Below are 19,094 nucleotides of genomic sequence, written 5' to 3'. Positions count from 1 at the left end.
TATGGCAGAAAATACTGTAAGATTTTCGGATGCTGATTTAGCAGAATTTAAATTGCTAATAGGCGAAAAAATTAAGAAAGCACAACACGATTTAGCACTTATACAAAGTGCGTATATGAACGACCATAATAATGGAACTGAAGATACATCGCCACAATTTAAAGCCTTCGATGAAGGTAGTGCTGTAATGAGTAAAGAATCTAACTCGCAATTGGCTATCCGTCAAGAAAAATTTATACGTGATTTAAAAAATGCTTTAATCCGTATTGAAAACAAAACTTACGGTATCTGTAGAGTTACAGGGAAACTGATAAACAAAAAACGTTTAGAGCTTGTGCCACATGCTACATTAAGTATCGAGGCGAAAAACATGCAATAATCGCAATTAAAATTTTATATTTGAACGTCTCATACTTTTATGAGGCGTTTTTTAGTTTTAAATATGTCTTTAAAAAAATCTATCCTTCTTATCGTTATTCTATTATTAATCGATCAGATTAGTAAAATATACATCAAAACCAATTTCGCACTTCACGATAATGTTGAGGTATTTAGTTGGTTCAAAATATATTTTATAGAAAACGATGGAATGGCTTGGGGTACAAAAATTAGTGATTTCGCTTCTTTTATAGATGATAGAACTGCAAAAATTGCTTTAACCTTATTTAGAGTTTTTGCTATTTTCGGTATTGGTTATTGGCTTGTAGACGCTACTAAAAAGCAAAGTTCTAAAATATTAATTACAGCTATTGCTTTAATTTTTGCTGGTGCTTTAGGTAATATTATAGATTCAGTGTTTTATGGTGTTTTATTTGAAGACAGCATGAACCAAGTAGCGACGTTTTTACCAGAAACCGGTGGATACGACAGCTTATTACATGGCAAGGTGGTAGACATGCTTTATTTCCCCTTATTTCAAGTAAATTTACCACAATGGCTGCCTTTATATGGCGGACAACGCTTTAATTTCTTCGAACCTGTTTTTAACGTGGCCGATATGGCTATAAGTACAGGTTTTCTAATGCTTATTGTATTCAATAAAAAAGCGTTCAGCAAAGATTAAGTTTATTTTTTACTAAAACTCATAAACACGTTCTGGTGTTACGCAATAATCTAGGCGCACATCACTTTCAAAAACATCGGTAATTTCGGCGGAAGCTTCAAAAAAAGACAAGCCTATTTTAATAGTTTCAGGTTTACATTTGGCTAAAAACCGATCGTAAAAACCTTTACCATAACCAACACGGTTACCAAGTGTATCAAAGGCTAAGAGCGGAATAAACACTACTTCAACCTTATCATCTAAAATCTCGATACCATCAACAGGTTCTGGAATATTATAGTTGTTTTTTTTAATAACCATGTTATCGGTTAACAAAAAATGCTGCATACCACCAGTTTTAAAATCGCTTTTAGAAATTAAAATATTTTTATCTTTTCCCGATAAAATATTCAGAATATAATCGGTGTTTACTTCCTTGTGTTCCTCGATAGCTAGAAAAACATGATAGAAAGAAGCATTCCAAACTGGTAATTTTAAAAGCTGATTAGCAATAGCCAAGCTAAAATCGTCTATTTGATTTACAGATAAATCGTTTCTAAGATTTTTATATGTTTTTCGTAATTCATTTTTAGTCATACTAAAATCATATTATCAAAACTTAATGTTTCAAGGTTGTAGAGATGTGAAACAAAGCATCACCTTGATATACAATAGGAGATTCATTTACATTAATAATATATCCAGAGTTTGGCGCTTTCACAACATAGTCAAACTTCCCGTAAGGATCCATAATACTACCCAATACATCACGCTTGTCCACATAAGACCCAATGGCTACAGAAGCTTTAAACATCCCTGAAAACTTAGCCCTTTGCCATTTACTATCATCAATAAAAACCGTTGGTTTTCTAGGTGTAGCCGATTTAAAATGCACACCTAACATGCCTAAATATTTTAAAACTCGCTTAGAACCATTTACTCCCGAGCTAGTAACCGCATCATCAATATGATTCGATTTTCCTCCTTCAAAAAGCAACAAAGGTTTCCCTAATTTATAACAAGTCGTTCTAAAAGATTTCGATAAGTTTTTAGAATATAAAACAAAGGGAGCCGCAAAAGCTTTAGCTAAATTATTAAGCTCAATATCATCCTTTGTATAGCGTAATTGTGGCGCATTAAAACGCCCCGAACCTCCTGTATGAAAATCTAATATAATATCGACGTGTGGCAAAATTTCATTCACCAATTTAAAGGCTACACGCCCCGCTAACGATCCCGTTGGACTCCCAGGGAATACACGGTTTAAATCGCGTCCATCAGGAAATTCTCGTTTTAAATTTATAAACCCAAAAACATTAATAACCGGAATACAAATTATGGTTCCTATTTTCGGTTTATTAATGCCTTTAGCAATAAGTTGCCTAACAATTTCAACACCATTCACTTCGTCACCATGAATTCCAGCCGTAAAAAGCACAATTGGACCAGGTTTTTTAGCACGCGAAATTATAACCGGTACATTTACAGGTGTTGAGGTATGTAAATTAGCTACATCAAAATTAACCTCTCTACTCTCTCCCGGACCTATATCTTCACCTAAAATAGTTAAAATGTTGTTGCGTAATTCTGGCATTTATTTCGTGTTTTTTTCAATATAAACAATAATATTTTTTGCAATATTTCGTCCTGTAGCAGCTTCAATACCCTCTAAACCAGGCGTAGAATTCACCTCTAACAGTAATGGACCACGTTCCGATTGTAGCATATCTACTCCACAAACAGGAAGTTTTAAGGCCGTAGCTGCATTCATAGCCACCTTTAATTCGTCGTGATTAAGCTTTACAATTTCAGCCGATCCGCCACGGTGTAAATTAGATCTAAACTCTCCCTCTTTTCCTTGGCGTTTCATAGCACCAACCACTTGGCCATCTACAACTAAAGCACGTAAATCTGCACCTTTAGCTTCCGATATGTATTCTTGCACCAACGCACGAGCCTGTAAACCATTAAAAGCCTCTAAAACAGATTCTGCAGCATTTTTAGTTTCAGCTAAAACCACTCCTAAACCTTGAGTACCTTCCAAAAGTTTAATAATAACCGGTGTACCACCAACATGCTCAATAACACGTTCTACATCGCGAGAATAATTAGTAAACACCGTTTTAGGCATACCAATTCCTGCTTTAGATAAACGCTGAAAACTACGCAATTTATCACGAGAACGAATAATCGCATCCGATGTTACTGTGGTAAAAACCCCCATCATTTCAAACTGGCGCACTACAGCACAACCAAAAAAGGTAACCGAAGTTCCAATTCTAGGTATAATAGCATCAACATAGTCTAAATATCGATCTTTATAAAAAATCGTTGGATTTTCCTTTTCAATAATAAGGTCACACTTCAACGGGTCTATAACCTCGATTTTATGACCTCTTTTTTTCCCTTCTTCCACCAAGCGATCAGTCGAATACAGTTCCGCATTACGCGATAAAATTACTATGTTCATTGTTATTGTTTTTTCATTTTAAAAGAAACTTGTTCCAAATCCACATCGATCAAAAATTTTTGTTTTAAAAATTGTCTTCCAATCAATACCGGATATTTCATATCGCTTCTCGTGCTTAAAGTTAAGTTAATCTTGTATGTTTTACCAAAGATTACCACCTCAGATTTTACTTTATATCTATTTTCCTTAAAACCGTTACTACTTTTCACATTAGTTCGTGAAAATTCGGTAAACACAATTTCCGTATCACCAAAATTTTGATGTACATCACTACTAAAACCACATTTTAGCACATTATTTTCTTCAATTATTTCCGTACAATGTATTGCCGATGTATAAGCACCAGTATCCATTTTTACATCAATATTAAACAAACCTAATGCCGGAAAATCTAAAACATCGGTTCTACCTAAAATCTTTTTACTCATTTTTCAATTATTTCTTTGGGCGTTACCACAAGGGTCGGGCTTTCCGCAGTCGCTTTTTTGTGTTGCATAGGTGCAACCACACAAAAATAGCTCCAACAATGCTCCAATCCCTAACGCAAGCTCATCTGCAAACATCAATTTTCGTCAATAAACAAAACACATCCTAGCAAACTAGAAGCATTTTTAAAAGTGGCGAAAGTATACAATTAGTTAATTCAAAAAACATTTTTAAAAAATAATTTCTATCTATAAATTAACAGGCATAAGTTATAACATCTATTCGTATAAATTCGTGAGATTACTATCTAAAAAACATCAATAAAATAATTACCTTTGAAACAATGGATACCCCTGATTTAGACATACAATTAAAGACCCTGCCAAATCAACCTGGTGTTTATCAATATTTTGATAAAGATGACACCATAATTTACGTTGGTAAAGCCAAAAACCTTAAAAAAAGGGTTACCTCCTATTTCACTAAAACCCACGATAACGGTAAAACTCGCGTGTTGGTAAAAAAAATAGCCAACATAAAGCACATTGTGGTCGATACCGAAACCGATGCACTTTTACTGGAAAACAACCTGATAAAAAAGTACAAACCACGATACAATGTTTTATTAAAAGATGATAAATCGTACCCATGGATTTGCATAAAAAACGAACGTTTCCCACGCGTGTTTTCTACACGCCGTGTTTTTAAAGACGGCAGCGATTATTTTGGACCATACACCAGCGGCAAAACCGTTTACACACTTTTAGATTTAATAAAAGGACTTTACAGTTTACGCACCTGTAACTTTAACCTATCTCAAGAAAAAGTAAATTCTGGCAAGTATAAAGTTTGTTTAGAATATCATTTAGGCAACTGCAAAGGCCCTTGTGAAAACCGCGAAACCGAAGCCCAATACAACAAAAACATAGTAGCAATAAAAGAAATTTTAAAAGGAAACTTCAAAGACTCCTTACAGCAATTTAAACAGCAAATGCGCGATCTAGCGGATAACATGCAGTTTGAAGAAGCCCATAAAATGAAGGAGAAAATTCAGGTTTTAGAAAATTACCAAGCTAAATCTACCATTGTAAATCCAAAAATTAGCAATGTAGATGTGTTCTCTATCATGAGCGACGAAGGTTATGGTTATATCAATTTTTTACAGCTATCCTACGGTTCCATTATACGTTCGCATACTTTAGAAATTAAAAAGAAGCTAGACGAAACCGACCAAGAATTACTAGAACTCGCAATTACCGAAATTAGACAACGTTTCGATTCTAATTCTAAAGAAATTTACGTGCCCTTTAAAGTTAATATAGGCGAAAACTTAAAAGTCACAGTACCACAATTAGGCGATAAAAAACATATTTTAGACCTATCACTTCGGAATGCTAAGTATTTCCGAATGGAGCGTTTTAAACAAATAAAAATAGTAGATCCAGACAGGCATGCCAACCGAGTTATGGCACAAATGAAAGCCGATTTACGTCTTTCTGAAGAACCTCGCCACATTGAATGTTTCGATAACTCGAACATACAAGGTACAAACCCTGTAGCCGCTTGCGTTGTATTTAAAAATGGTAAACCTAGCAAAAAGGATTATCGAAATTTTAATATAAAAACCGTAGTTGGCCCAGACGATTTTGCTTCTATGGAAGAGGTTGTCTATCGCCGCTACAAGCGCTTAGTTGAAGAGGAACAACCTTTACCGCAACTTATAATAATAGATGGTGGAAAAGGGCAACTATCTTCAGCATTAAAAAGTTTAGACGCTTTAGGTCTACGAAATACTATTGCTATTATAGGAATTGCAAAACGTTTAGAAGAATTATTCTATCCAGACGATCCAATTCCCTTATATTTAGATAAAAAAAGCGAAACTTTAAAAATAATTCAGCAATTACGAAACGAAGCGCACCGTTTTGGTATTGAGCATCACCGTAATAAACGTAGTAAATCAGCTTTAAATACCGAGCTTGAAACCATCCCTGGTATTGGAGATAAAACTATTGTAGAATTATTAAAACATTTTAAATCGGCAAAACGTGTAGCAAATGCTAAACTAGATGAGTTAGAAGATGTTGTTGGCGTATCGCGAGCGTCAAAAATTTACACCTTTTATCACGAAAAGGAGACTTAAACCGCAAACCACTTATCAGTAAAATATTATTACCAAACACACACTCGTTAAAATAAAAACATTGATAAAAAAAACCGCCATATTACTCCTAATTCTGTTCGTTGGCTTTTCCGCGAAAGCGCAAAATAAAACAGAAAAAAAGACTCCAAAAGTAGGCTTGGTATTAAGTGGTGGTGGCGCAAAAGGACTTGCACACATTGGTGTTTTAAAAGTTATAGACAGCTTAGGTATTAAGATAGATTATATTGCAGGCACAAGCATGGGTGCTGTAATTGGCGGGCTTTACGCATCGGGATATTCGGGCAAACAGTTAGACTCCATTTTTCATCAAGTAGATTTTGATAAACTTATAAACGACGATTTACCAAGAGCTTCTAAGGCCTTTTACGAACGTGATAACGCCGAAAGATATGCGGTGAAATTACCCTTCGACGATTTTAAAATTAAATTACCATCTGCACTTTCTCGTGGTCAAAACACTTATAATTTATTTTCAACCTTAACGCTATCTATAAACGAAACTAGCGATTTTAGCAAATTACCTATTCCGTTTTTTTGTATTGGCACAAACGTAGAAACGGGTAACCAGGTGGTTTTAGAATCGGGCGATTTAACACAATCTATTATGGCGAGTAGCGCGCTTCCATCACTTTACCAGCCGGTTATAATTAATGGCGATGTACTTGTAGATGGTGGTGTAATTAACAACTACCCTATTGGAGAATTACGTGCTAAAGGCATGGATAAAATTATTGGTGTAGATGTACAAGACGATCTTTTAAATCGTAAAGAACTCACCTCGGCTCCCGATGTTTTACTTCAAATAAATAATTTCAGAACGGTAAGCGACATGAAATTAAAAGCCAAGCTTACCGATATTTACATAAAACCAAATATTAAAGAATACAACGTGGTATCTTTTAACGAAGGTAGAGAAATTATTGAAAGTGGAAAAATAGCCACATTAGCAAACCTAGAAGATTTTAAAAATCTACCTCTTAGAGAAAAAGAACAAAAACTTAAAGAAAGAGTGCCAGATAGTATTACCATAAACAACTTATCGGTAAAAGGCAATAACAACTACACACGCGCCTATGTTTTAGGAAAACTGAAATTAAAACAAAGCGAAAAAATAAGCTATACAGATTTCATTAAAGGAGTTAACAACTTAGTAGCTACCAATAACTTCGACTCTTTTCAATATAAATTAAAACGTACAGGAGCTTCTGAAACTTACGATTTAGAGACGCATTTAACCGAAACCCAAAACACCACATTTTTAAAACTAGGAATCCATTTTGATGATTTATACAAAAGTGCCATTCTAGTAAACATCACTAAAAAACGATTACTATTTAAAAATGATATCGCTTCTTTCGATTTTATATTAGGCGATAATGTGCGTTACAATTTCGATTACTTAATAGACAAAGGTTTTTATTGGAGTGTTGGTTTCCGCTCTAGTTTCAATACGTTTAATAAAAACGTAAGTGCTAGTCTACTGCTAGAAGATAGCGAAATAGATGCCACCGGATTAAACAAAATAGGTACAGAACTAGACGATCAAACCAATCAATTTTATCTACAAACACTATTTAGAAAAGATTTTGCCTTTAGTATAGGAGCAGAACACAAGCGTTTAGAGTTAAGCTCAGAAACTTTTTTAACAGATAGTCCAGATGAGGAATATGTATTCGAAAAAACAGATTATCTAAGTGTTTTTGGAAACTTAAAACTAGACACCTACGATAATAAATATTTCCCTAAAAAAGGCGTGTATTTTAATGGCGATTTACACACTTACTTATTTGCTTCCAACTTCAATAAGGATTTCGAAAACTTTTCGATTGCCAAAGCAGATATAGGCTATGCCTTTAGCGCATCACACAATTTAGCTTTCAATTTAAAAACAAGTGGTGGTTTTAAAACCGGTAACAAATCGACTAAAACCTTAGATTTTGCCCTTGGTGGATACGGTAACAATTTAATAAACAACTTTATACCATTTATTGGTCACGATTTTATTTCCCTTACGGGGAATAGTTACGTAAAAGCATCTTTTATTGCCGATTACGAAATTTTCAAAAAACACCACATTACGCTAGAAGGCAACTGGGCCAACATAGACGACGATATTTTCGACTCTGGCGAATGGTTCTCGCTTCCCGACAATCGCGGTTACGGCTTAGGTTACGCCATGGAAACCCTAATAGGTCCGCTACAAGTAAAATACAGCTATGCGCCCGAGTTAGGCCAAAGCATCTGGTTCTTTAATTTAGGTTTTTGGTTCTAAACCAACGATTACGATTTATTCAAAATAAATTCTATTTTACGAGTTATAATTTAAAATTTTACGATATTTGTGGTAATATGACACTGTTTTGGGCAAATTTACTTCAGCACCTTAATTTTCTTATCAAGAGAAATCCTGAATAAGCAGGCATTATTGTATATTTAAATCACTTTTTTAAAGTTTAAAGCCACACGCTTTAAAACGTTTAATTATTAACTTATAATTCTAAAAAGTATGCCTATTTATCATAAACTAGGAAACATTCCTCCTAAACGACACACACAATTTAGAAAACCAGACGGCAGTTTGTACGCCGAACAACTTTTTGGCACTATTGGATTCGATGGTATGGCAACCAATAGCTACCACGAACAACGACCAACACAAGTAAAAGCCATAAAAAACCAATACAGTGTTGCTCCAAAAATTGCATTAAAAAACAATATAAAATCATATAGATTAAAAGGCTTTAAAGTAAAACCAGAGAACGATTATTTAGAAAGCCGTAAAACCGTTTTAATAAATAGCGATTGCGCCATTATTCTAGCAGCACCGAAACAATCTACAGAAAACTATTTTTATAAAAACACCGATGCCGACGAGCTTATTTTTGTACACAAAGGCACCGGAAAACTGCGCACACACCTAGGAAATCTCGATTTCAAATACGGCGATTACCTTCTAATTCCGCGTGGTATTATTTATAAAATAGATTTCGACACCGAGGACAATAGGCTTTTTATAGTAGAATCGCGCCGTCCAATTTACACACCAAAACGTTACCGCAATTGGTTTGGGCAACTTTTGGAACACGCTCCATTTTGCGAACGTGATATTCGCCGTCCAGCAGAATTAGAAACCCATAACGAAAATGGAGACTTTTTAATAAAAGTAAAAAAACAAGACGATATTATAGAAATGGTTTACGCCTCCCATCCTTTTGATGTTGTGGGCTACGACGGCTACAATTATCCGTACGCCTTTTCTATTCACGATTTCGAACCCATAACAGGCCGCATACACCAACCGCCACCGGTGCACCAAACTTTTGAAACCGATGCCTTTGTAATATGCAGTTTTGTGCCGCGACTTTACGACTACCATCCGCAATCTATTCCGGCGCCATACAACCATAGCAACATAGATTCCGATGAAGTTTTGTATTACGTAGACGGCGATTTTATGAGTCGTAACGATATCGATCAAGGTCATATTTCTCTGCATCCTGCTGGTATTCCACACGGTCCGCACCCAGGAGCCACCGAGCGTAGTATTGGCAAAACCGAAACCAACGAACTCGCCGTAATGGTAGACACCTTTAAACCGCTCATGCTAACCGAAGAAGCCCTAAAAATTGCCGACGAAAACTATTATAAATCTTGGTTAGAATAAAATAATAAGAAGCTAATCCTGCTTTCCGCTATATCTTTTAACAAAGCCACTGGTCTATTATTTAAGTTTTATTACTTTCATTAAAAATTTAGTAAAACACAACGTTTAGAACATTAAAACGCTTTGTAAAAAGGATGTCGCTGCAATCAGGGCTAACCTAACCGCCAACAAAAAGGCTTAACCTAAAAACACTCAAATCCCCTGTTTGAGCACCTTCTAAACAAGAAGTTTAATTATAGGTAAATTATTATGAATTACAGTAAATTACCAGCCGATCCAAGTTCACTAGTATTAGGTATTGTAGCCTTAGTATTAGGTTTTGCAGGCTGTTGTTGTTATGGTGTTTTTGCCATTATCCCATTAATAATAGCCATTATTGGTTTAATGAGCGCCAATAGAAGTTTAAAAGAATTTGGCAACAATCCAGATGTTTATTCACCACAAACTAGAAGCAACGTCTCAACAGCACGCGTGCTAAACATAATTGCCATTGTTTTTAACGGTATTATAGTGCTTATGTTTATAGGTGCACTTATATTCTACGGCACCATGTGGTCTACAGGTGTTTTTGATGAATTTAAAAACTTTGACAACTTCGAGACAGAGGAAATTTACGAATATGAATCGGATACTATTTTTAGTGATACCGAGTACTACGAATCTGAAACTACTATAGACAGCATAGAGGTTGAAGAGCTTATAGAACCCACCGATAGCGGTGAATAAAACACAAATCCACAACTAATAAATAAGATATCATGAGTAAAGATATAGAATCAGTAAACTACGGATTAGAAAAAATATTTGAAGGCGCACAAGATTTTTTACCACTTCTTGGTACCGATTATGTAGAATTCTACGTTGGTAACGCGAAACAATCGGCTCATTTTTACAAAACAGCATTCGGTTTTCAATCGTATGCTTATAAAGGTTTAGAAACCGGATCTAAAGACTCCGTAAGCTACGTGCTTACCCAAGATAAAATTAAACTGGTTTTAACCACACCTCTAAACAGTAAATCACCAATAAACGAACACATTGTTAAACATGGCGATGGCGTTAAAGTGGTTGCTCTTTGGGTAGAAGATGCTCGAAAAGCTTACCAAGAAACTACCAGTCGAGGAGCAAAATCGTATATGGAGCCAACCGTTGAAACCGACGAACATGGCGAAGTTGTTAGAGCCGGTATTTATACTTACGGCGAAACGGTACACATGTTTGTTGAACGCAAAAACTATAATGGCGCTTTTTTACCAGGATTTAAGGCATGGAATTCTGACTACAACCCAAAACCTGCCGGTCTTAAATACATAGACCACATGGTAGGCAATGTAGGTTGGAACCAAATGGATACTTGGGTTAAATTCTACGAAGATGTTATGGGCTTTGTAAACTTTTTATCGTTTGATGATAAACAAATCCATACCGAATATTCTGCCTTAATGAGTAAGGTAATGAGTAATGGTAACGGCCGTATAAAATTCCCGATAAACGAACCTGCGGAAGGTAAAAAACGCTCACAAATTGAGGAATATCTAGATTTTTATGAAGGTGCAGGCGTGCAGCACATTGCCGTTGCTACAGATGATATTATAAAAACAGTAAGCCAACTAAAAGCCAATGGTGTAGAGTTTTTATCGATTCCGCCAGAGGAATATTACAGGGCCGTACCAGGAAGGCTAGAAGCTTACAGCCATGAACTTCGTGAAGATATTGAAGGCCTAAAAAAACTTGGTATCATGATTGATGCTGACGAAGAAGGGTATTTGCTTCAAATCTTTACAAAACCCGTGGAAGATAGACCGACCTTATTTTTTGAAATCATACAGCGTATGGGCGCTAAAGGCTTTGGTGCTGGTAATTTTAAAGCGCTTTTTGAATCTATTGAGCGTGAACAAGCTAAAAGGGGCACACTGTAATTTGAACCTCAACCACGCAACGTTTGTTGCTATTTAATATTTTTAAAAACCCGCCTCGTTCTAGAAAAACGAGACGGGTTTTCTTTTGCGTTAGCGATTGAACGGCCTGTTTGAGCTCCCGACCTTAGGAGGAGCGAGTAGTGAAAGCGCGACCCTTTTCGGGTAACGCCCAAATTAGTATTTTTAAATCGGTAACGTTTTGTTAACTTTGACCCCGAATACAAACAAGCTTTAACCTTGAACTTACAGGATATTCCGCGCGTAAAACATATTACGAAATCGGATTTTATAAAACACTATTTTACACCGCAAAAACCTGTGGTTATCGAGCATTTTATTGATGACTGGCCTGCGTATTCTAAATGGAGTTTGGAATACATGAAGCAAGTTGGTGGCGATATTACCGTACCACTTTACGATGATAGACCTGTGGATTTTAAGGATGGTTTTAACGAGCCACATGCAAAAATGAAACTTGCCGATTATATTGATTTATTGAAGCGCGAGCCTACTAAATTCAGAATATTTTTATGGAACGCCTTAAAGGAAATTCCTGTTTTACAGAAAGACTTTACGTTTCCTGATTTTGGTTTACGTTTAATGAAAGGTATACCGATGTTGTTTTTTGGCGGTGAGAACTCGCATACGTTTATGCACTATGATATTGATTTGGCTAACATTTTTCACTTTCATTTTGAGGGTAAAAAGCAGTGTATTTTGTTTGACCAAAAGCAGAATAAGTTTTTATACAAAGTGCCGCATGCTTTAATTACTCGCGAGGATATTGACTTTAATAATCCGGATTTTGAAAAATGGCCTGCATTAAAAAAAGCAAATGGTTACAAAACGGAACTTAACCATGGCGAAGTACTCTATATGCCCGAAGGTTATTGGCACTATATGCGCTACATAACCCCTGGTTTTTCTATGAGTTTGCGTGCTATTGCTAGAACCCCAAAACACTTTGGCAAAGCAATTTACAATGTATTTATTATGCGTAATTATGATAATTTAATGCGTAGAATTAAAGGGCAAAAATGGATTGACTGGAAAAACGAACAGGCCATACTGCGCACAAACAAGCATTTGTAAATTAAACCTTTGATTTTAAAAAAGTTGTAATATCTTTGCCGACTTAAATAAAACTCAAATCATGAATAAAAATTTAATTTTATTAGTATTAGTTGTACTTAGCGTATCGTTTGCACATTCGCAAGCATTTGAAGGTAAAGGTGACAATAAATTCCAAGTTGGTGCTAACTTACAAGATAACGGAACTGGACTTAATTTAAGCTACGATTTTGGTGTTGGCGAAAACATTTCAGTTGGTTTTTCTACCTCATACCTTTTAAGCGTTAACGACGTTATTTTGGATGATGCTTTTGATACACGTTTTGACTTAAGAGCTCGTTTTAATGCTAACCTTGGTAATGTTATTAATGTTGATGAAAACTTTGATGTTTATCCTGGTTTAAGTCTTGGACTTAAAAACTTTGGTGGTCACTTAGGTGCTCGTTATTTTTTCTCTGATGGCTTTGGTGTTTACACAGAATTTAATGCGCCTTTCGCTAAATATAAATCTGGAACGTTAACAGCTTCTGAAACTTTACACAATCAATTTACAGTTAACTTAGGTGCTGTTTTTAACTTATAATATATAGTTTATCCCTACTTTTTTAAGGATAATTTTTATAAAAAAAAAGCTGATAGAAATTATTTCTATCAGCTTTTTTTTTTGCTTTTACTTAATGATTTCGTGTGCTTTCTCGTAAACCAAATGAGACTCCCAACCACGATAAAGAAAATAATCGACAAACTTTTTACGTTTTTTGTAAACGTCGCTCTCTTTTAGAGTTTCTACTTTTTTTTCAGCTAACTCATTGAAAGTTTCGATATAACCCTCGTTTTCAATTTCTAAAAGTGCTCTATTTATATTTACTTTACTAATCTGCTTTTTCTTGAGTTCCATGGATATGCGCACCCTACCCCAACGCTTAATACGGAACTTTCCGCGTGCAAACGCCATTGCAAATCGTTCTTCGTTAAGGAAGTTGTGTTCTATAAGGTGTACGGCAACCACATCGATAACTTCAGGAATCATATTCATGCTAATTAGCTTTTGCCTAACCTCGTAATGACTACGCTCTTGGTATGCGCAATAATGCTCCATTTTTCTGGTAGCTTCTTCTAAAGTATAAGATTTTGTGGAACGTTGCATAGGTAACAAAAATAACAATTAGATTAAATAAACGTGCTTTTTAGAACAGTTTTAATAATCGCGCCACCCAGCTTTAAACTTTTCAGCCTTAAGGGAAACAAGCAACTAAATTTGATTTTTATCAAAAACAACAAATCACTCATCGACAGCTATTTGCAAATCAACCTAAAAAACAGCTGTTACATCTAGATAAAAAACCTTATTAACTAATAATTCTTTATTTTAGTTCGATCTAATTGCCTAAAAAGCAATGAATAGAACCTTTTAATCCCTAAGAATTTTGAAAAAATTATTCCTTTTAATATTAATGCTTTTAGCCTTTGATTTTGGGTTTGGGCAAACTACATTAAGTGCTGGCGATATTGCAATTACTGGTTTTAATTCTGATACGCCAGATGAATTTACATTTGTTTTACTCACAGATATTACGAATACAACAACTATTAAATTTACTGATAACGGATGGGACACTTCTGCTTTTCCAGCCCCTGCATTTCGCTCCAATGAGGGCACCATTACTTGGGTAGCAAATACCGATTTACCTTGCGGAACCACAGTAACCATAATTAATAATGGAAGCCTTACACCTTCCACTGGATCATTAACAACATCCGGTATCTTTGCTTTAGCGACAGCCGGAGATCAAATTTTAGCATATCAAGGTGTTGATTCAAGCCCAACTTTCATCTATGCCATTATATCTGATTCAACTGGTTGGTCTAATTCCACTAGCTCTAACACTTCGGCATTACCACCAGGCTTAAGTAATGGTGTAAATGCAGTCGCTCTGGGAGAAACCAGAAATGCAAAATATGATTGCTCAATAGAATCTAATCCTGCTCTTATTTTATCAGCCGTATCGGATAACTTAAACTGGAATACCTCGAATAGTTTATTAACGTTAGGAGATTGTACTTTCTCTTGTTCGCCATGTGCTTCAACTGTAACATGGAATGGAAGTAGCTGGAGTTCCGCACCAGACCTAACCACTGAAGTTATTTTAAACGACGATTATGACACAAATAGTTTACCAAGCTTTCAAGCCTGCAGTTTAACCGTTAGTTCTGGAAATACTTTAACTATTGGTGATGGTACTTTTGTTGAAGTAGAAAACGACTTAACAGTAGAAGCAACAGCATTTATATATGTGGCTTCTCAAGGTGCCTTTGTTCAAAATAGCGATGCCGGTTTAGTCGATGTTTTGGGTACGGTTGAAGTTACAAAAACAACAGCACCACTAAACAATTGGTACGAATACACGTACTGGAGTTCGCCTGTAGCCAATGCCGATATTGATAATGGTTTGGGTGAGGCTAAATCGAACAGACGCTACTCATTCAATGCGCAAAATTTTCTGGATGCTACTGCAGAAACAAACAACAACAATGCAACTGTTGCCGGACAAGATGATATTGACGACAATGGAGACGATTGGTTTAATGTAAATGGGACAACCGTTATGCAACCCGGCGTTGGATACGCAGCAATGCATGACCCTGTTGGTTTTGCGGGTCCAGGAAGCGCTCCTTATCAATTTGATTATATTTTTAGTGGGCCATTTAACAATGGTGTAATATCCGTGCCTATTTACAGAAACAACTCGGAAAACAACGATATTAACTGGAACTTTATTGGAAACCCATACCCATCGGCGATTGATGCCGATTTGTTTTTAGCAGCCAACAGTAATATTTCTACTAGTGTTGCCGGATCAGGATACATAAATGGCGCTATATTTTTATGGTCTCAAAACACACTACCTTCGGCTACCACTAATGGCAACGAACCATTAAACTTTTCTAATGATGATTACTCTATTATAAATGCATCTGGAGAAACTACAGGTGGCGATGGCACAACTGCCGCTACATTATCTAATTCAAACAGAGCAATCTCTTCGGGGCAAGGTTTCTTTGTAGCTTTTTCAGATGGGGCGATACCCATTTCTACTACTGGAGATATATCGGAAGGCGTTATCACATTCAACAACTCAATGCGCGTAACCGATGTAGCAGCTAATAGTGTATTTTTCAAAGGAACATCATCTAAAAACACAAATATTGCAGATAAGCTATGGATTAACTTAACATCAGAGGTTGGTGTTTATAATCAAATTTTAATAGCTTATGTAAATGGAGCAACTAATGAAGATGATGGATTAACTTTTGATGCTACCAAATACCCAACCAATTCGGGTGCAGCCTTATATTCTACTATCGGTAACTCTAATAAAAAGTTTGCCATACAAGGTAAAGCCGTTGAAAGTATTAATGAAGAAGAGATTATAAATCTCGGTTTTACTAATTATATTAATAATGAAATACCATATACCTTATCTATTGATAAACTACAAGGTGATTTTCTAAACAATAACACGGTTTATTTAAAAGATAATTTACTAAACATTACCCATAACCTATCGGATGGCGATTACAACTTTACATCGGAAACAGGAGCATTTACAGATCGTTTTGAAGTAGTATTCAAAGAAGAAAACACACTAACAGTTGATGATATTATTAATAACGAAAGTGCATTCCAAATTATTCAACATGACAGCGACCGTGTTACCTTTAAAACAGGAACGAGTGCTACTTTAAAATCGATTGCTATTTACGACTTGTTTGGTAGAAAAGTATATCAATTTAAAGGCGGAAATAGTTCGGAAACATTTTATATTCCAAATATAAAAACAGGCATTTATCTCGCTAAAGCGGAATTATCTACAGGAGTAATAATCACTAAAAAAGCTATAAAAAGATAATTAGGTTTACACCGAAATTACAAGCTGTACTTTAATGCTAAAATAACATTTATTCCAGCGGCTGCAATTCCAGACGAATAGGTTTTGTAACGCTGGTTAGTTATGTTCTCTAAACTTGCCGAAATTGATGTTGATTTACGCCATTGATATTGCGTTCTTAAATTAAGCGTATACCAAGCTGGCGAGTACGGATTGCCATCTGCATCTAAAGCATAGATATAATCTTTTTCAATTTCCGAAGGCGCTAATTGATTAAAAGATAATTCGTTATTATAATTTGCAAAAGCATCAACTTTCAACTTGTTTTTAGTCCATGTAATGTGTGTGTTTCCAAAATATGGTGCAACATGCCTAATTGGAACTTCAATGCCTTCATCTTCTTCTGTACCACCTATAATGTTGTATTGCGAAGTAAGCTCGAGTTCTTTAGATAGTTTATACTTCAAACCAACTTCAAACCCGTAAATCCAAGCTTTAGATGCATTTTGAATAGCTTGCACGTTACTTAACTCACCATCGTACATAATTTCAGTTTCACCATTTAAACTATAATCGCGACGCACTAAGGCGTTATCTAGATACGTGTAATACGTGTTTAAATCTAAAATAAGGCTTTCGTTAAAATTTAACTTCAGTCCTACTTCACCACCATAAGCATATTCAGGCTTTAAATTATCGTTAGGCACTACAACGGATCCTGGTTCAGAATCGAAAACCTTACCAATATCATCAATATTTGGAGCTCTAAAAGCAGACGATGCATTTAATTTCCATTGCATCATCTTGTTTGGAGTCCAACTCACTCCAGCGGTTCCGGTAAGTGCACCTGCTTCGTTATTAGAAACCGTAAAAGGTAAATTTAAATAAACATTATTTTCGGTGAAATCGGCCTTAGAAACCACATGATTAAAACGTAAACCTGACTGAAACACAAATTTAGTATTCGGCTTATATTTTATACTAGAATACACAGCGGTAGATTGCCATGTCGCTCCATTTGGATAACGCGAAACAGTTGGTTCGAATGTATTAGTATCGATATTCTCATCCTCTCCATTAGAAGTTACTTTATTATAAACGTATTCAAAACCATAAAAGAATTGTGTTTTGGAATCTAAAGTTTTTTCTAAATCTAAATTAAAGGAGTAAGCATCTACAGCTTCTTCTCGAATACTCCTGATAGACGATTGAAAATCACGATCCATTCTGCTTTCTTCAAAATTCTGATAAGCTACGGTTGCTTTAATTTTATCATATAAATTCGAATTACTGCTTAATTTAGTAACCTGTAAGTTAGACATAAACCAGTTTTGTGGACCATAATTCCATTCTGCAGAACGCAGCGTACCACTACGATACCTGATTAAACGATCGTATCTTGGAATATTGGATGATGTGGTGTAAAACAAACCTAAATCGAAACTTAAATTCTCTAAAGGCTCATACCTCACTTTTTGCATTAAATTTAGTTGATTGTAACCAGAATATTTCTGAATCAAAGGATCGTTGTTTTCTTGAACAACATCTCCTTCTGCAGTGTTCACAACGTATTCGAATCTTAAATAATCATCAGGTCCATTTTTTCCCATTTTTAAATCTCCAAAATCGGTGTAACTCGCACTAGTAACAAAACCCCAATTTTTGTAACCTAAATTCAAATCGAAATGCCCTGTTTTTTCATTACTTGCAGAAGCATATCGTGCAACAACATTCGTTTTTACTAAAAGCGAATCTGTATAAGATAATTGTGGCTTTTGCGTATAGAAACTCATTACACCACCAACGGCATCACTACCATAAATTACCGAACCTGCACCAAGTGTTACCTCGGTATTTTGAATTGAAAAGGGGTCGATAGCTATCACATTTTGAAGATTTCCTCCTCTAAAAATGGCATTATTCATGCGCACGCCATCTACCGTGATAAGCAACCTATTGGTTGAAAACCCGCGTATCATTGGACTACCACCACCCATTTGACTTTTTTGCACATAAACTTGGCCTGTAGTTTCTAATAAATCGGCACTTGTTTGCGGATTAGTAAACTGTATGTTTTTACTGTTTAGACTTACTATCTTTTGAGGAATATCTCTTTTGTTTTGCTGAAATTTTGAAGCAGATATTACAATTTCCTGAAGGCCTTCGGTGTTAGATTCTAAATATATTTTGTTTCTAGAACCAATGATAAACTTAGTAGTTTGTTTTAAAACATGTGATAAGTGTTTAAAATAAATAACTTCACCTTCATCGAACTCACTTAAAGAAGCTTCGCCTCTAAAGTTTGTAATCTCAGATTTCGATTTATCAACATTATATATAGCGACACCAAAAATCGGTTCTTGTGTAGTTTTATTGAGCACTTTTACGTTTTGAGCAAAGCTTACACAGGTAAATAGGATGAAAAATATTATGTAAAAAGACTTCATG

General features: G+C 35.4%; 16 protein-coding genes. 10 read left to right on the top strand and 6 right to left on the bottom strand.

Translation table 11 applies throughout. From position 1 onward, the window contains the following. Position 1 precedes the first annotated feature (1 nt). Together V6246_RS10845 and V6246_RS10840 are read left to right on the top strand one after the other, a co-directional pair. A complete protein-coding gene (locus V6246_RS10845; RefSeq protein ID WP_341560496.1) occupies positions 2-379 on the top strand; it encodes a TraR/DksA family transcriptional regulator in 378 nt (125 codons plus the stop codon). Between the two features lie 63 nt (positions 380-442). After that, positions 443-1,063 carry a lipoprotein signal peptidase gene (locus tag V6246_RS10840; protein ID WP_341560494.1) on the top strand — a complete coding sequence of 207 codons (621 nt, stop codon included), beginning with the start codon at positions 443-445 and terminating at the stop codon, positions 1,061-1,063. Positions 1,064-1,075: 12 nt separating this feature from the next. On the opposite strand, the gene V6246_RS10835 is transcribed toward V6246_RS10840, so the two are convergent. Genes V6246_RS10835 through V6246_RS10820 form a run of 4 tightly spaced genes read right to left on the bottom strand, consistent with a single transcriptional unit; the run spans position 1,076 to position 3,940 of the window. Next, the gene (locus tag V6246_RS10835) at positions 1,076-1,639 is read right to left on the bottom strand and encodes a 5-formyltetrahydrofolate cyclo-ligase (RefSeq protein WP_341560493.1); all 564 of its coding nucleotides are present in this window, start codon (positions 1,637-1,639) and stop codon (positions 1,076-1,078) included. A 22-nt stretch (positions 1,640-1,661) separates the two neighbouring features. Next, the gene (locus tag V6246_RS10830) at positions 1,662-2,636 is read right to left on the bottom strand and encodes a succinylglutamate desuccinylase/aspartoacylase family protein (RefSeq protein ID WP_341560491.1); all 975 of its coding nucleotides are present in this window, start codon (positions 2,634-2,636) and stop codon (positions 1,662-1,664) included. Then, on the bottom strand, positions 2,637-3,512 hold the full coding sequence (gene rimK, locus V6246_RS10825; protein WP_042504010.1) for a 30S ribosomal protein S6--L-glutamate ligase: 876 nt from the start codon (positions 3,510-3,512) through the stop codon (positions 2,637-2,639). 2 nt (positions 3,513-3,514) lie between these two features. Then, entirely contained in the window at positions 3,515-3,940 is a 426-nt protein-coding gene (locus V6246_RS10820) for an ATP-dependent zinc protease family protein (protein ID WP_133967826.1), read from the bottom strand. A gap of 341 nt (positions 3,941-4,281) precedes the next feature. On the opposite strand from V6246_RS10820, the gene uvrC reads away from it, so the two are divergent. The 7 genes from uvrC (at position 4,282) to V6246_RS10785 (ending at position 13,339) form a co-directional block, all read left to right on the top strand. Next, positions 4,282-6,081 (top strand): excinuclease ABC subunit UvrC, encoded by a 1,800-nt coding sequence (gene uvrC, locus V6246_RS10815; RefSeq protein ID WP_341560488.1) that lies wholly within the window; start codon positions 4,282-4,284, stop codon positions 6,079-6,081. Between the two features lie 64 nt (positions 6,082-6,145). Continuing rightward, the gene (locus tag V6246_RS10810; protein WP_445818998.1) at positions 6,146-8,374 is read left to right on the top strand and encodes a patatin-like phospholipase family protein; all 2,229 of its coding nucleotides are present in this window, start codon (positions 6,146-6,148) and stop codon (positions 8,372-8,374) included. A 234-nt stretch (positions 8,375-8,608) separates the two neighbouring features. Beyond that, positions 8,609-9,766 (top strand): homogentisate 1,2-dioxygenase, encoded by a 1,158-nt coding sequence (locus V6246_RS10805; RefSeq protein ID WP_341560485.1) that lies wholly within the window; start codon positions 8,609-8,611, stop codon positions 9,764-9,766. 249 nt (positions 9,767-10,015) lie between these two features. Next, entirely contained in the window at positions 10,016-10,492 is a 477-nt protein-coding gene (locus tag V6246_RS10800; RefSeq protein ID WP_341560484.1) for a CCC motif membrane protein, read from the top strand. Positions 10,493-10,524: 32 nt separating this feature from the next. Next, a complete protein-coding gene (gene hppD / locus V6246_RS10795; protein ID WP_341560482.1) occupies positions 10,525-11,685 on the top strand; it encodes a 4-hydroxyphenylpyruvate dioxygenase in 1,161 nt (386 codons plus the stop codon). 237 nt (positions 11,686-11,922) lie between these two features. Continuing rightward, positions 11,923-12,777 carry a cupin-like domain-containing protein gene (locus tag V6246_RS10790; protein WP_341560480.1) on the top strand — a complete coding sequence of 285 codons (855 nt, stop codon included), beginning with the start codon at positions 11,923-11,925 and terminating at the stop codon, positions 12,775-12,777. Positions 12,778-12,838: 61 nt separating this feature from the next. After that, positions 12,839-13,339, top strand: coding sequence for a DUF6646 family protein (locus tag V6246_RS10785; protein WP_042499523.1), 501 nt, complete (start codon positions 12,839-12,841; stop codon positions 13,337-13,339). Positions 13,340-13,426: 87 nt separating this feature from the next. Here the strand turns inward: V6246_RS10785 and V6246_RS10780 are convergent, their stop codons facing one another. Beyond that, entirely contained in the window at positions 13,427-13,903 is a 477-nt protein-coding gene (locus tag V6246_RS10780; RefSeq protein ID WP_341560476.1) for a regulatory protein RecX, read from the bottom strand. Positions 13,904-14,183: 280 nt separating this feature from the next. Here V6246_RS10780 and V6246_RS10775 point away from each other — a divergent pair, with 280 nt between their 5' ends. After that, positions 14,184-16,667, top strand: coding sequence for a T9SS type A sorting domain-containing protein (locus V6246_RS10775; protein ID WP_341560474.1), 2,484 nt, complete (start codon positions 14,184-14,186; stop codon positions 16,665-16,667). A 17-nt stretch (positions 16,668-16,684) separates the two neighbouring features. Here the strand turns inward: V6246_RS10775 and V6246_RS10770 are convergent, their stop codons facing one another. Next, on the bottom strand, positions 16,685-19,093 hold the full coding sequence (locus V6246_RS10770; RefSeq protein ID WP_341560473.1) for a TonB-dependent receptor plug domain-containing protein: 2,409 nt from the start codon (positions 19,091-19,093) through the stop codon (positions 16,685-16,687). Position 19,094 lies beyond the last annotated feature (1 nt).

The sequence above is a fragment of the Algibacter sp. TI.3.09 genome, assembly GCF_038154905.1.
Classification (GTDB): Bacteria; Bacteroidota; Bacteroidia; order Flavobacteriales; family Flavobacteriaceae; genus Algibacter.
This window is presented reverse-complemented; position numbering and strand designations above follow the sequence as displayed.

Excerpts from the sequence above, each read along its gene's own strand:
- V6246_RS10845 (WP_341560496.1), top strand. The coding sequence starts at position 2 with ATGGCAGAAAATACTGTAAGATTTTCGGATGCTGATTTAGCAGAATTT.
- V6246_RS10840 (WP_341560494.1), top strand. The coding sequence starts at position 443 with ATGTCTTTAAAAAAATCTATCCTTCTTATCGTTATTCTATTATTAATC.
- V6246_RS10835 (WP_341560493.1), bottom strand. The coding sequence starts at position 1,639 with ATGACTAAAAATGAATTACGAAAAACATATAAAAATCTTAGAAACGAT.
- V6246_RS10830 (WP_341560491.1), bottom strand. The coding sequence starts at position 2,636 with ATGCCAGAATTACGCAACAACATTTTAACTATTTTAGGTGAAGATATA.
- rimK (WP_042504010.1), bottom strand. The coding sequence starts at position 3,512 with ATGAACATAGTAATTTTATCGCGTAATGCGGAACTGTATTCGACTGAT.
- V6246_RS10820 (WP_133967826.1), bottom strand. The coding sequence starts at position 3,940 with ATGAGTAAAAAGATTTTAGGTAGAACCGATGTTTTAGATTTTCCGGCA.
- uvrC (WP_341560488.1), top strand. The coding sequence starts at position 4,282 with ATGGATACCCCTGATTTAGACATACAATTAAAGACCCTGCCAAATCAA.
- V6246_RS10805 (WP_341560485.1), top strand. The coding sequence starts at position 8,609 with ATGCCTATTTATCATAAACTAGGAAACATTCCTCCTAAACGACACACA.
- V6246_RS10800 (WP_341560484.1), top strand. The coding sequence starts at position 10,016 with ATGAATTACAGTAAATTACCAGCCGATCCAAGTTCACTAGTATTAGGT.
- hppD (WP_341560482.1), top strand. The coding sequence starts at position 10,525 with ATGAGTAAAGATATAGAATCAGTAAACTACGGATTAGAAAAAATATTT.
- V6246_RS10785 (WP_042499523.1), top strand. The coding sequence starts at position 12,839 with ATGAATAAAAATTTAATTTTATTAGTATTAGTTGTACTTAGCGTATCG.
- V6246_RS10780 (WP_341560476.1), bottom strand. The coding sequence starts at position 13,903 with ATGCAACGTTCCACAAAATCTTATACTTTAGAAGAAGCTACCAGAAAA.
- V6246_RS10770 (WP_341560473.1), bottom strand. The coding sequence starts at position 19,093 with ATGAAGTCTTTTTACATAATATTTTTCATCCTATTTACCTGTGTAAGC.